Source organism: Mycobacterium sp. IS-2888, assembly GCF_001954215.1.
Classification (GTDB): Bacteria; Actinomycetota; Actinomycetes; order Mycobacteriales; family Mycobacteriaceae; genus Mycobacterium.
Genome location: NZ_MBET01000056.1, coordinates 1 through 12795, shown reverse-complemented (window position 1 = coordinate 12795; position 12795 = coordinate 1). Strand labels below are relative to the sequence as shown.

At 69.1% G+C, this 12795-nt stretch carries 13 protein-coding genes; 7 read left to right on the top strand and 6 right to left on the bottom strand.

Annotation, left to right across the window (positions count from 1 at the left end; all coding sequences use genetic code 11):
- Positions 1 to 33 precede the first annotated feature (33 nt).
- Together gcvT and A5745_RS09845 are read left to right on the top strand one after the other, a co-directional pair.
- Entirely contained in the window at positions 34 to 1131 is a 1098-nt protein-coding gene (gcvT, locus tag A5745_RS09850; protein WP_076115907.1) for a glycine cleavage system aminomethyltransferase GcvT, read from the top strand.
- A gap of 56 nt (positions 1132 to 1187) precedes the next feature.
- Positions 1188 to 2294, top strand: coding sequence for a branched-chain amino acid aminotransferase (locus A5745_RS09845; RefSeq protein ID WP_076115906.1), 1107 nt, complete (start codon positions 1188 to 1190; stop codon positions 2292 to 2294).
- 21 nt (positions 2295 to 2315) lie between these two features.
- Here A5745_RS09845 and A5745_RS09840 read toward each other — a convergent pair whose 3' ends face one another.
- Genes A5745_RS09840 through A5745_RS09825 form a run of 4 tightly spaced genes read right to left on the bottom strand, consistent with a single transcriptional unit; the run spans position 2316 to position 5313 of the window.
- A complete protein-coding gene (locus tag A5745_RS09840) occupies positions 2316 to 3050 on the bottom strand; it encodes an adenosylcobinamide-GDP ribazoletransferase (protein ID WP_076115905.1) in 735 nt (244 codons plus the stop codon).
- Positions 3047 to 4108, bottom strand: a complete 1062-nt coding sequence (gene cobT, locus A5745_RS09835) for a nicotinate-nucleotide--dimethylbenzimidazole phosphoribosyltransferase (protein WP_175879798.1) — start codon at positions 4106 to 4108, stop codon at positions 3047 to 3049. Before cobT ends, A5745_RS09840 begins: the two co-directional genes overlap by 4 nt.
- Positions 4105 to 4653 (bottom strand): bifunctional adenosylcobinamide kinase/adenosylcobinamide-phosphate guanylyltransferase, encoded by a 549-nt coding sequence (locus A5745_RS09830; RefSeq protein ID WP_076115903.1) that lies wholly within the window; start codon positions 4651 to 4653, stop codon positions 4105 to 4107. The genes cobT and A5745_RS09830 overlap by 4 nt, the downstream gene beginning before the upstream one ends.
- A 27-nt stretch (positions 4654 to 4680) precedes the next feature.
- A complete protein-coding gene (locus tag A5745_RS09825) occupies positions 4681 to 5313 on the bottom strand; it encodes a DUF3043 domain-containing protein (protein ID WP_240563055.1) in 633 nt (210 codons plus the stop codon).
- Between the two features lie 250 nt (positions 5314 to 5563).
- Between A5745_RS09825 and A5745_RS09820 the strand changes: the two genes are divergently transcribed.
- Both A5745_RS09820 and A5745_RS09815 read left to right on the top strand, forming a co-directional pair.
- Positions 5564 to 6640 carry a glycerate kinase gene (locus A5745_RS09820; RefSeq protein ID WP_076062423.1) on the top strand — a complete coding sequence of 359 codons (1077 nt, stop codon included), beginning with the start codon at positions 5564 to 5566 and terminating at the stop codon, positions 6638 to 6640.
- A gap of 72 nt (positions 6641 to 6712) precedes the next feature.
- Positions 6713 to 7069: an iron-sulfur cluster assembly accessory protein gene (locus A5745_RS09815; protein WP_067920675.1), complete on the top strand. Its 357-nt coding sequence runs from the start codon at positions 6713 to 6715 to the stop codon at positions 7067 to 7069.
- A 27-nt stretch (positions 7070 to 7096) separates the two neighbouring features.
- On the opposite strand, the gene A5745_RS09810 is transcribed toward A5745_RS09815, so the two are convergent.
- Positions 7097 to 7729: a hypothetical protein gene (locus tag A5745_RS09810; RefSeq protein WP_076062307.1), complete on the bottom strand. Its 633-nt coding sequence runs from the start codon at positions 7727 to 7729 to the stop codon at positions 7097 to 7099.
- 182 nt (positions 7730 to 7911) lie between these two features.
- Between A5745_RS09810 and A5745_RS09805 the strand changes: the two genes are divergently transcribed.
- A complete protein-coding gene (locus tag A5745_RS09805) occupies positions 7912 to 8886 on the top strand; it encodes a carbohydrate kinase family protein (RefSeq protein WP_076115902.1) in 975 nt (324 codons plus the stop codon).
- Between the two features lie 69 nt (positions 8887 to 8955).
- On the opposite strand, the gene asnB is transcribed toward A5745_RS09805, so the two are convergent.
- A complete protein-coding gene (gene asnB / locus A5745_RS09800; RefSeq protein WP_076115901.1) occupies positions 8956 to 10902 on the bottom strand; it encodes an asparagine synthase (glutamine-hydrolyzing) in 1947 nt (648 codons plus the stop codon).
- A 131-nt stretch (positions 10903 to 11033) separates the two neighbouring features.
- Between asnB and A5745_RS09795 the strand changes: the two genes are divergently transcribed.
- Both A5745_RS09795 and A5745_RS09790 read left to right on the top strand, forming a co-directional pair.
- Complete coding sequence (locus tag A5745_RS09795) at positions 11034 to 12095, top strand: cytochrome c oxidase subunit II (protein ID WP_076062313.1); 1062 nt, start codon at positions 11034 to 11036, stop codon at positions 12093 to 12095.
- 13 nt (positions 12096 to 12108) lie between these two features.
- Positions 12109 to 12528: a cytochrome c oxidase subunit 4 gene (locus tag A5745_RS09790; RefSeq protein WP_076062315.1), complete on the top strand. Its 420-nt coding sequence runs from the start codon at positions 12109 to 12111 to the stop codon at positions 12526 to 12528.
- Positions 12529 to 12795 lie beyond the last annotated feature (267 nt).

Sequence of the window (12795 nt, the reverse complement as noted above, 5' to 3'; positions counted from 1 at the left end):
GCCAGCAATACCGCTGGATTAGGGTGAGACGCCGTGACCGACGACGCGCAGCACGGACCGCTGGAAGACCGCCACCGCGAATTGGGTGCCAGCTTCGCCGAGTTCAGCGGCTGGCTCATGCCGGTGTCGTATGCCGGCACCGTCAGCGAACACAACGCCACCCGAAACTCCGTCGGCCTGTTCGACGTCAGTCACCTCGGCAAGGCGCTGGTGCGCGGGCCGGGCGCGGCGAAGTTCGTCAACTCCGCCCTCACCAACGATTTGGGCCGCATCGGCCCGGGCAAGGCCCAATACACGTTGTGCTGCACCGAATCCGGCGGTGTCATCGACGACCTGATCGCCTACTACGTCGACGACGACGAAATCTTCCTGGTGCCCAACGCCGCCAACACCACCGCGGTGGTCGACGCGCTGCGGGCGGCCGCGCCCGCCGGGGTGACCATCAGCAACGAGCATCGCTCGTATGCGGTGCTGGCGGTGCAGGGCCCGCGATCCGCCGACGTGCTCGGCGAGCTGGGGCTGCCGACCGACATGGACTACATGGGTTACGCCGACGCCGCCTTCTCCGGTGTGCCGGTGCGCGTGTGCCGCACGGGATACACGGGCGAGCATGGCTACGAACTGCTGCCGGCCTGGGATTCCGCAGGCGTGGTGTTCGACGCGCTGGCGGCGGCGGTCAAGTCCGCCGACGGCGAGCCCGCCGGGCTGGGCGCCCGCGACACGCTTCGCACCGAGATGGGCTACCCGCTGCATGGGCACGAACTTTCGCTCGACATCTCGCCGCTGCAGGCCCGATGCGGCTGGGCGATCGGATGGAAGAAGGACGCGTTCTTCGGTCGCGACGCGCTGCTGGCCGAAAAGGAAGCCGGGCCGCGACGGCTGCTGCGCGGGCTGCGGATGGTCGGTCGCGGGGTGTTGCGTCCCGGGCTGACGGTGCTCGATCACGAGGCGCCGGTCGGGATCACCACGTCGGGCACGTTCTCGCCGACGCTGCAGGCCGGCATCGCGCTCGCGCTGATCGACACCGACGCGGGAATCGAAGACGGCCAGCAAATCACCGTCGACATCCGCGGCCGCGCGGCCGAGTGCGAAGTCGTGCGTCCGCCCTTCGTCGCCGTCAAAACTCGTTAGCCGGCACCGATTCCCGTGGCACAAACCCGTTCGCGCGCAGGGATACAATCGGCGCCATGACCAGCGGCTCGCATGAGTTCACGGTGATGCGCGCGTCGAATCCGGCGAGCGACGCCGAACGTGCGGCGATTCTGGCCGACCCTGGTTTCGGCAAATACTTCACCGACCACATGGTCTCGATCGACTACGCCGAGGACCAAGGTTGGCACAACGCGCGGGTCATCCCGTACGGCCCGATCCAGCTGGACCCGTCCGCGATCGTGCTGCACTACGCGCAAGAGGTGTTCGAGGGACTCAAGGCCTATCGGTGGGCGGACGGTTCGATCGTGTCGTTTCGCCCCGACGCCAACGCGGCCAGGATGCGCTCGTCGGCGCGGCGGCTCGCGATTCCCGAGCTGCCCGACGAGCTGTTCCTCGAGTCCCTGCGCCAACTCGTCGCCGTCGACAATGCGTGGGTGCCCCGGGCCGGCGGCGAAGAGGCGCTGTATCTGCGACCGTTCATCTTCGCGACGGAGTCGGGGCTGGGGGTGCGGCCGGCCAAGCTGTACCGCTACCTGCTGATTGCGTCGCCGGCCGGCGCCTATTTCAAGGGCGGCATCAGCCCGGTCACCGTCTGGGTGTCGACCGAATACGTGCGGGCCTGCCCCGGCGGCACCGGGGCGGCCAAGTTCGGCGGCAACTATGCCGCCTCGCTGCTGGCTCAGGCCCAGGCCGCGGAGAACAGCTGCGACCAAGTCGTCTGGCTCGACGCCGTGGAGCGTCGCTTCGTCGAAGAGATGGGCGGCATGAACCTGTTCTTCGTGCTGGGCAGCGGCGGATCGGCGCGGCTGGTCACCCCCGAGCTGTCCGGGTCGCTGCTGCCCGGGATAACACGGGATTCGTTGCTGCAGTTGGCCATTGACGCCGGATTCGCGGTCGAGGAACGCAAGATCGATATCGACGAGTGGCAGAAGAAGGCCGCCGCGGGGGAGATCACCGAGGTGTTTGCCTGCGGCACCGCGGCCGTCATCACCCCGGTCTCGCAGGTGAAGTACGGCGATGCCGAGTTCAGCATCGCCGACGGCCAGCCCGGGGAAGTGACGATGGCGCTGCGCGACACGCTGACCGGGATACAGCGCGGCACCTTCGCCGACACCCACGGCTGGATGTCGCGGCTGGGCTAGCGCGACCGCCCTGCCCGCCCGCTAGAACCGCACCAATGCCGCGAGCGCCACGGCGCCGACCGTCGTCGTCAATTCGATGGCCGCCCCCAACACGTCGCCGGTGATGCCGCCGAAGCGGCGCACGCAGTGCGCCACCAGCGCCGCGCCGCAGCACACCGCCAGCAGCACCGCGACCGGGCCCTGCCACGGCCGCGGACCCGCCGCCAGCGATGCGACGAGCAACACCGCGAGCCAGGCCGCCACCACCGGCGCGGGCTGCGTTCCCGCAACCCGCGCCCCCAGCGCGCTGCCCTCGGCCGCGGGCACGGACCGCCGGCAGGCCAGCACCGCGGTGACGCGGCCCGCCGCGACGGCCACCACGATCGCGGCGGCACCGAGCGAGGCAAATGCCAGGCCCTGCAACGTGATCACGAGCACGACGGCGGCCACGCCGAACGGTCCGGTCGAGCCGTCGCGCATCACCGCCAGCGCGCGCGGCGCGGGCCCGTAACAACCCAGCCCGTCGGCCGTGTCGGCCACACCGTCGATGTGCAGGCCGCGGGTGGCCAGCAGCAGCGCCGCCACCGCGAGGAACCCGGGCAGCGGGCTGGACGCGCCGAAGGCGTGCGCACTGCCCCACGTGACCGCCGCGCCCAGCCCACCCAGCGCGACGCCCACCACCGGCAGCGCGGTCATGGCGCCGCGGCCCATCGGCCCCGCCCCGACACGCGGCGCAATCGTGCCGAACGCGAAAGCCGTTGCCAGCGAACGCATCACGGCGGGGGAGCACCATCGGAGCGCGTGGACACACCGGCGTCGGTGAACGTCGCCATCGACGACAGCGCGGCCACCGCGCCGCGCAGCAGCGGCAGCGCCGCGGTGGCGCCGGTGCCCTCGCCGAGCCGCATGCGCAGATCCAGAATCGGGTCCAGCTCGAGAGCCGCCAAGGCCAGCGCGTGCCCCGGCTCGGTGGACCGGTGACCGGCCTGCCACCAGTGCCTAGCGCCCGGCGCCAGGCGCTCGGCCACCAACGCGGCGGCGGTCACCGCCATCCCGTCCAGCAGCAGCGGCGTGCGCCGCACCGCGGCCTGCGCGCAAAAGCCCGCCATCGCGGCCAGGTCCGCGCCGCCGCAGCAGCGCAGCAGCCCGACCGGGTCGGGCAGCACCCGCTGGGTCCGAAACAGGGCGTCGCGAACCGCGGCGGTCTTGCGTGACCAGCCGGCGTCGTCGACCCCGGTCCCGAAGCCGACCACCGCAACCGGCTCGGCATTCGTCAGCGCCGCCACCAAAACCGCTGCCGCAGTGGTGTTTCCGATTCCCATGTCACCGGCGATCAGCAAGTCGGCCCCGGCATCGACCTCCTCGTCGGCGATAGACCGCCCGGCCGCGATCGCCCGGGCGGTCTCCTCGTCCGTCAGTGCGTCCTCGACGGCGATATCGCCGCTGCCGCGCCGCACTTTGTGGGCGCCGATGCGTTCCGAGAGCGAGTCGGCGTCCACCGCCAGGTCGGCGACGCGCACGGTCGCCCCGGCGACATCGGCCAGCACGTTGATCGCCGCCCCACCCGCGTCGATGTTGGCGACCATCTGCGCGGTCACTTCCGGCGGGTAGGCCGACACGCCGGAGCGAGCGACACCGTGGTCGCCGGCGAACACCACCACCCGCGCGCGCTCGAACTGGCGCGGCGGGCATTGCCCCTGGCACGAGCAGACCCAGACCGACAGGTCCTCGAGTCGGCCCAGCGCGCCCCGCGGCTTGGTCAGCGTGTCCTGCCGCGCGCGGGCGGCGGCCGCGGCGGCGGCGTCGGGCGGCGAAATCGCAGTGAATTCCATCACGTTCCCGGCGGTTTGATCGGGACCGCCTGGCCGGCGACCACCAGCACGACGCGGTCACACAACGCGGCCAGGCGCTGGTTGAGGTTGCCCAGTTCGTCGGCGAACCGCCGGCCCGACGCGGTGGCCGGCACTACGGTCAGCCCGACCTCCGGGCTGACGAGCACCAGCGTCGATCCGAACGCGCCGATCGCGGCGACCATGTCGTCGATCGTCTCCGCGACCGACGTCGCCGCCGACCCGTTCTCCCACGCATGATGGCGGTCCAGCGTGCCGGTGAGCCAGGCGCCGAGGTCGTCGACGAGCGTCGGGGTGTCCGGCGACCCCCGCAATTGGGTTGTGATGTCGTCGGTTTCGATCGTCGACCAATGCGCGGGACGACGGTCGCGGTGCTGCGCGACGCGGCGTGCCCACGCCTCGTCGGTGTGCCCGGCGGGCCCGGGGGCCAGGTAGCGGACCGGCTGACCGGGCGCCAGCGACGAGGCGATGGCCTCCTCGGCCCACCGGGATTTGCCCGATCTGATCCCGCCGAGCACCAGGGTGCGCACCGGGGTCAGACGGCTTTCAGGCGAGGGTCAATCGACACTGCTGCCGTGCTTGACTTGGGGCCGGGGCGTCCGCATCCGGCGCATTTGGGAGGCCCGGCTGGCGGCGTAAAGCCCTAGCTTCCAACGGCTTTCGGTGTTGTTCGGGAACTTGACGTCGACGAGCTTGTTGACCTTGCGGCCCAGAATCAGCCCGTCGACGCTCATCACGGCCATCAGGACCAGCATCGCCGGAGAGATGTAGAGCTGCAGTTGCGGGACACCGAACATGATGAACAGCAACGCCAGCGTGGACGGCATGAACAGCCCCAGGAAGTTGCGCCGGGAATCCACCACGTCGCGCACATACCGGCGCACCGGTCCCTGATCGCGCGGCAGCAGGTAGGCCTCTTCGCCGGCCATCATGCGCTCCCGGCGATCCGACATCCGCGCCCGGCTCACGGCTCGTTCGGCCCTGCGCTCCTCGCGGGACAATTTCGGGCCGGCCAGCGATTTGCGCCGGGCCCGCGCCTCGGCGGCGGTCATCGGCGCCGGCGCGACCGGACCCTTGCGGCTGCTGCGCCGGGCATCGGTGCGCTTGGGCGTCGGCCGACCCTTGGGACCGGTCTTGCGCGACCCCCGGGCCGCGGTTTCGGCGGGATCGGCCGGCTCGGGCGCGACCAGCTCCGCCGAACCCTCGTCGAGGTCCTCTTCATGGGTTTTCTTGCGGCCCAGCAACTTCACAGTCGCCAGGTTACTTCGCGGGCCGTCCGCGCCGAAATGGCCCCGGACGGCGTCGTGATTATTCATGCTCCAGCACGCCGATGCACCTACGCTTACCTCTGATGAATGGCTGCCTGTGATGGACGACGGCTCGATGGCCTCGGATGATGCTGCCGCTGGCCTCGCACCCGGTCGCCTCCAGCTGCCGGCCATGCAGGTCCTGGTGGCCCCGGATTGCTACGGCGACAGCCTCACGGCCGTCGAGGCGGCCGCTGCCATCGCCACGGGCTGGACCCGGTCGCGTCCGGGGGACCGCTTCATCGTCGCCCCTCAGTCCGACGGCGGACCAGGCTTCATCGACGTGCTGGCCAGCCGGCTCGGCGAGAAGCGGCGAGCGCGGGTATCCGGGCCGCTGAACGCCCCGGTCGACGCCGAGTGGGTGTTCGATCGCGGCTCGGCAACCGCGTACCTGGAGTGCGCGCAGGCGTGTGGTCTGGCGTTGCTGGGCGTTCCACCTTCGCCGGAGACCGCGATGGCTGCGCACAGCAGGGGAGTCGGCCAGCTCATCGCCGAGGCCCTGGGCGCCGCGCCCAGGCGGATCGTGGTCGGGCTGGGCGGCAGCGCGTCCACCGACGGCGGGCAGGGCCTCGTCGCCGAGCTGGGCGGCCTGGAAGTCGCGCGGCAGCAACTTGCCGACGTGGAGCTGATCGCCGCCTCGGACACCGAATATCCGCTGTTGGGCCCCTGGGGAGCCGCCAGGATGTTCGGGCCGCAGAAGGGCGCGGACACCGCGACCGTCGCGGCGCTCGAAGTCCGCCTCGAGGCGTGGGCGCTGGAACTCGAAGCGGTCGCCGGGCGCGATGTGAGCTCCGAGCCGGGCGCGGGCGCCGCCGGCGGCATCGGCGCCGCGCTGCTGGCGCTGGGCGGCCGCAGCGAGTCCGGCGCGGACATCATCGCCGAGCACACCAACCTGGCCGACGACCTCGAGACCGCCGAGCTGATCGTCACCGGTGAAGGCCGGTTCGACGAGCAATCCCTGCACGGAAAGGTCGTCGGCTGGCTCGCCGGTAGGGCCCGCCCGCTGGGCATTCCGGTGATCGTGCTCGCCGGCCAGGTCGATTTGGAGAAATCGACGGTGCGATCGGCGGGCATCATGGCCGCCCTGTCGATCGCCGACCACGCCGGATCGGTGCGCCTGGCGCTGGCCGACGCGGCGAATCAGCTCATGGGGTTGGCGTCGGAGGTGGCCGAGCGACTCGGGAATAGCGGTCCCGCAAGGTACCGTTGAGGGAGTGAGTTTCCCCGCGTGGTCTCCGATCGCGGCTGACCCACCCAAACAATGAGGCATGTAGGAGAAGCAATGACGGTGCAGAACGAGTCGAGCGCCAAGACCCACGGCGTGATCCTGACCGAGGCCGCCGCCACCAAGGCGAAGTCCCTGCTGGACCAGGAGGGACGTGATGACCTGGCGCTGCGTATCGCGGTTCAGCCGGGTGGATGCGCCGGGCTGCGCTACAACCTCTTCTTTGACGACCGCACCCTGGACGGCGATCTGACCGCCGACTTCGGTGGTGTGACGTTGACCGTGGACCGGATGAGCGCGCCGTACGTGGAAGGCGCCTCCATCGACTTCGTCGACACCATCGAGAAGCAGGGCTTCACCATCGACAACCCCAATGCCACGGGTTCGTGCGCCTGCGGGGACTCGTTCAACTGAGCCGCTTGAACTGACCGTCCGGCCGGGCTAGTACGAGCCCCCGGTACGTAGCACGTACGAGCACACCAGCGTCTCTCCGCGCTGGAAAAGCAGCTGCGCGACGCCCTGCACGTCGCCGCGCATCGGGCCGCCGGCCGCGGGTGACACCTTCATCGTGAACAGCGCCTGGGCCTGGTACTGCGACAGAAACACGATCTTGTCGACCGAGGTCACCTCGACCTCGGAGAACTGCTTGCGGAACGCGTCGCTGCTCAGCTTGGCCAACGCCTGGTCGGACCGCTTGTCGCGCACGGCGTCGTACAGGCCGCACAGCGCGTTGCGGACGATGTTGTCGGTGTCGCGGCGCTCGAGCGCGTCGAGGTAACCCTGTATGGCCGACTTGGCCGATGCCTCGGAGAACGCGGCGCCGGTACTGGCCCCGTTCGTGCGGACCCCGAACACGATCGCCACCGTCGTCGCGGCGACCAGCACGAAGGCCAGCAAAACGCCGATGATCCATCGCCGCTTGGACCGCCGCTTGGGATATCCCTGGGGCGGGGACGGCGGCGGCGCGAAGGTGGGGTCGCCGGCACCGGGCTCCTGCGGGAACTCGACCGGCTGCGCGTAGGGCGCGGGTCCGTCGGCGCCGACAGCGTGGTTCGGCGGGTGCGGACCGCCCATGTGGTTCTCCTACGGTGGTAGACGGGACACGAACCGATAGCGCCCGAGTATTCGGGTCCCGGCGACTTGAGTGAGTTCCCTTGGCAGGCTAGCGCACGGCCGCGCGCGCCGACCGCGGGCGCAACGACAGTGGATATGCCTGAGTAAGCTAGATAACCTTACTAACGAAGGATGGAGATTTCGTGACGATCGCGGTGACTGGTTCGATTGCGACCGATAACTTGATGCGGTTTCCCGGCCGATTTTCCGAACAGCTACTGCCCGAGCACCTGCAGAAGGTATCGCTCAGTTTTCTCGTCGACGACCTGGTTATTCACCGCGGCGGGGTGGCCGGAAACATCGCCTACGCCATCGGCGTGCTGGGTGGTGACGTGGCGCTGGTCGGCGCGGCGGGCGACGACTTCGGCGACTACCGCGACTGGTTGCAGGGCCACGGCGTCAACTGCGACCACGTGCTCATCTCCGAGACCGCGCACACGGCGCGGTTCGTGTGCACCACCGACATCGACATGGCGCAGATCGCCTCGTTTTATCCGGGCGCGATGTCGGAGGCCCGCAACATCAAGCTCGCCGACGTCGTGTCGGGCATCGGGACTCCAGACTTGGTGATCATCGGGGCCAACGATCCGGACGCGATGGTGGTGCACACCGAGGAGTGCCGTGAGCTCGGGCTACCCTTCGCCGCGGACCCGTCCCAGCAGCTGGCCCGGCTGTCGGGAGCCGAGATCAGCAAGCTCATCGACGGCGCCACCTACCTGTTCACCAACGACTACGAGTGGGACCTGATGCGGTCCAAGACGGGCTGGTCGGAGGAAGACGTGATGGCGCAGGTCGGCCTGCGGGTGACGACGCTGGGCGCCAAGGGCGTGGACGTGGTCGACCGCGACGGCACCACCGTCCACGTCGACGTGGTGCCCGAAACCAGCCAGGTCGACCCCACCGGCGTGGGCGACGCGTTCCGGGCCGGGTTCCTCACCGGGCGCAGCGCGGGCCTGACCGTGGAGCGTTCGGCGCAGCTGGGGTCGCTGGTCGCCGTGCTGGTGCTGGAGTCGACCGGAACCCAGGAGTGGACCTGGGACCACGGGGTCGCGAAGAGCCGGCTGGCCGGCGCGTACGGCGACGACGCGGCCGACGAGATCGCCGCCGTACTGCCCTAGTTCTCCGGCGAGCAGACGCAGAATCGCATTGCGCGGCCCGTCCGCGTGCGATTCTGCGTCTGCTCGCGGTTACAACTGCACCGGGTAGAGCGGCTCGCGGATCTCGGGTACCACGCTGTGCTCAACGAAGATCGCGTGCCAGAGCATGAAGATCAGCACCGTCCAAAGCCGGCGGCTGTGATCGCTGCTGCCGCTTCGGTGTTCGTCGAGCATCCGGCGCACTGCGGCGGTGTTGACCAGGTGATCGGCCTGCGACGAGTCCACCATCGCGTAGGCCCACTCGACGAGTTCGCCCGCGCGCAGCCAATGCCGGATCGGGACCGGAAACCCGAGCTTGGGCCGGTGCAGCACGTGCGCCGGGACGATGGGCTCCAGGGCGCGCCGCAGCGCGTACTTGGTGGTCGTTCGTGTGATTTTCGCCTCTACCGGCAGCCGCGAGGCCACCGCAAACACCTCGGGATCCAGGAACGGCACCCGGAGCTCCAGCGAGTTGGCCATCGTCATCTTGTCGGCCTTGACCAGGATGTCGCCGCGCAGCCAGGTGAACAGGTCGATGTGCTGCATGCGGGCCACCGGGTCCCAGCCGCGCGATTCGGCGTAGATCGGCGCGGTCACATCCGTATGGGTCCACTCATCGCGGAATCCCGGCAGCACGTCGCGCAGCTGCGCATCGGAGAAGCTGCGGGCGTTGCCGTAGTAGCGCTCCTCGAGCGTGAGCGATCCGCGGTGCAGCAGGCTCTTGCCGCGCATGCCCTCGGGCAACGGCTTGGACACCTTGCCCATCGAACGGCGCAGCGGCCGCGGCAGATACTCGAAGGGCTTGAGCGACAGCGGTTCCCGATAGATCGTGTAGCCACCGAATAGCTCGTCGGCCCCCTCACCCGACAGCACCACCTTGACGTGCTTGCGGGCCTCGCGGGCGACGAAGAACAGCGGCACCAGCGCGGGGTCGGCGACGGGTTCGTCGAGGTACCACACGATCTCGGGCAGGGCGGCGACGAACTCGTCGGGGGTCACGACCTTGGCGATGTGGCGGGCACCGATCGCCTCCGCGGAGGCCACCGCCACGTCGATCTCGGAGAACCCTTCACGCTCGAAGCCGGTGGTGAACGTGATCAGCCGGGGATTGTGCCGGATGGCCAGCGCCGCGATCGCGGTGGAGTCGATCCCGCCGGACAGGAACGCGCCGACGGTCACGTCGGCGCGCATGTGCTTGGCCACCGAATCCTCGAGCACCGCGGTGATTTCGTCGTAGCGGGCCTGTTCGGTATCGCGGGTGATCGGCGTGGCGGCAAACCGCGGCACGAAGTAGCGGGTGACCTCGGGCTCGAGCTGCCCGGGACGAATCATGGCGTAACAGCCCGATTCCAGGCGTCGCACCCCGCGGTGCAGCGTCTCGGGCTCCGGGACGTACTGCAGCACCGTGTAGTGCTGCACCGCCCGCTCGTCGATGGCGGTGTCGAAGCCGATCAGCTCGGCCAGATCCAGCAGGCATTTCTTCTCGCTGGCCACCGCGGTGCCGCCGGGGCCGGTGGCCGTGAAAAGCGGTTTGATGCCGAAAGGGTCACGCGCGCAGAACAATTCGCGGTTGACGGTGTCCCACAACGCGAAGGCGAACATGCCGCGCAGCCGTGTCACGACGCCGGTGCCCCAGTGGTGGAAGCCCGCGACGATCGCCTCACCGTCACCCTCGGTGGCGAAGGCGGCTCCGTGGACAGCGGCCAGCTCGTCGCGCAGCTCCAGGTAGTTGTAGATCTCGCCGTTGAACACCAGCACGTAGCGGTCGCGCGCCTCCGGCGGTCCCCAGCGCAGCGGCTGATGGGAATGGGCGATGTCGATGATGGACAGCCGGTTGAAGCCGAACACGACGGATCCGTCGGCGCCCGGGTCGGCCCACGTGCCCGGCTCGTCGGGTCCGCGATGCCGCATCAGGTGCAAGGCGCGGGCGACCTCGGCATCGGCTCGGGCGGCGTCGGCGCCCTCCGGGGCCGCGACGAACGCCAGCAGACCACACACGGCGCCCCAGTATGCCGCACTTTTGCGCGGCGCGACGCCGCGCGGCCGCGGCGGGCCGGGGTTTCGTCGCCGCGCTGAGTGGCGTGGTCTACGCTGCGTAGTATTCGATTTTCCAAGCAGGAGGCGCCAACGTGACACCTCGCGAGCAGGCCCGTTCGCAACGTTTGTCGCAGCGCAGGTTCTCCGGCCTTCGGCCGCTGGCGCTGGCCCTGATGCTGGGCGTGCTGGCGGTGAGCCTGAGCGGATGCAGCTGGTCGGAGGCGCTGGCCATGGGCTGGCCGGAGGGCATCACCCCGGAGGCCCACCTCAACCGCGAGCTGTGGATCGGCGCGGTGATCGCCTCGCTGGTCGTCGGCGTCATCGTGTGGGGCCTGATCTTCTGGTCCGCTACCTTCCACCGCAAGAAGGCGACCGACACCGAGCTGCCCCGCCAGTTCGGCTACAACATGCCACTGGAGCTCGTGCTCACCGTCACGCCGTTCCTGATCATCTCGGTGCTGTTCTACTTCACGGTCGTGGTTCAGGAGAAGATGCTGCATCTGGCCAAGGACCCCGAGGTCGTGATCGACATCACCTCCTTCCAGTGGAACTGGAAGTTCGGCTACCAGAGGGTCAACTTCAAAGACGGCACGCTGACCTACGAGGGCGCCGACGAGGCCAAGAAGAAGGCGATGGTGTCCAAGCCCGAGGGCAAGGACAAGCACGGCGAGGAGCTCGTGGGCCCCGTGCGAGGCCTCAACACCGAGGACCGGACCTACCTGAACTTCGACAGGGTCGAGACCCTGGGAACCAGCACCGAAATTCCGGTGCTGGTGTTGCCGGCCGGCAAGCGCATCGAATTCCAGATGGCGTCGGCCGACGTCGTGCACGCGTTCTGGGTGCCCGAATTCCTGTTCAAGCGCGACGTGATGCCCAACCCCGTCGCGAACAACTCCGTCAACGTGTTCCAGGTCGAAGAGATCACCAAGACCGGGGCATTCGTCGGGCACTGTGCCGAGATGTGCGGCACGTATCACTCGATGATGAACTTCGAGGTTCGCGTGGTCCAACCCAACGATTTCAAGGCCTACCTGCAGCAACGGATCGACGGGAAAACCAACGCCCAGGCGTTGCAGGCGATCAACCAGTCCCCGGTAGCCGTGACCACCCACCCGTTCGAAACCCGCCGCGGCGAAATGACGGCAAGCCAGTAGGTTAGGACACTCAATGCACATCGAAGCGAGGCTGTTCGAGTTCGTCGCCGCGTTCTTCTTGGTCACGGCGGTGCTGTACGGGGTGCTGACCGCGATGTTCGCCACCGGCGGCGAGGAGTGGGCGGGGACCACCGCGCTGGCGCTGACGGGCGGTCTGGCGCTGATCGTGGCGACTTTCTTCCGCTTCGTCGCCCGCCGTCTCGACACCCGGCCTGAGGACTACGAGGGCGCCGAGATCAGCGACGGTGCAGGCGAATTGGGGTTCTTCGCGCCGCACAGTTGGTGGCCGATCCTGGTCGCGCTGTCCGGCTCGGTGGCCGCGGTCGGTATCGCGTTGTGGCTGCCGTGGTTGATCGTCGCCGGAGTCGTGTTCGTCCTTGCGACGGCGGCGGGTCTGGTGTTCGAGTACTACCTGGGTCCCGAGAAGCACTGAATTGCGACTCGAAGGTCACAATCCGGGCATCAGTTGACCGGCGGCCCCGCCGCTAAAGTCAATTGCCCCACTCGGTTCGGTAGGGTTTGCCCAGGCACAATGACAATTTCCCGAGCGCGCGCACAACGGCTCGACCGTAGAGCCCCGCGCGCTGGTGAGGCAGTTGGACAGGGCAGACAGACATGAACGGGCCGAAACCCCCGGGACGGGAACCTGAGGAACCCGAATCCGCCAGCGAGCTCAGCCACGAACCCGATTCCGGCGGCG

Excerpts from the sequence above, each read along its gene's own strand:
- A5745_RS09845 (WP_076115906.1), top strand. The coding sequence starts at position 1,188 with ATGACCAGCGGCTCGCATGAGTTCACGGTGATGCGCGCGTCGAATCCG.
- A5745_RS09820 (WP_076062423.1), top strand. The coding sequence starts at position 5,564 with ATGCAGGTCCTGGTGGCCCCGGATTGCTACGGCGACAGCCTCACGGCC.
- A5745_RS09815 (WP_067920675.1), top strand. The coding sequence starts at position 6,713 with ATGACGGTGCAGAACGAGTCGAGCGCCAAGACCCACGGCGTGATCCTG.
- A5745_RS09810 (WP_076062307.1), bottom strand. The coding sequence starts at position 7,729 with ATGGGCGGTCCGCACCCGCCGAACCACGCTGTCGGCGCCGACGGACCC.
- A5745_RS09790 (WP_076062315.1), top strand. The coding sequence starts at position 12,109 with ATGCACATCGAAGCGAGGCTGTTCGAGTTCGTCGCCGCGTTCTTCTTG.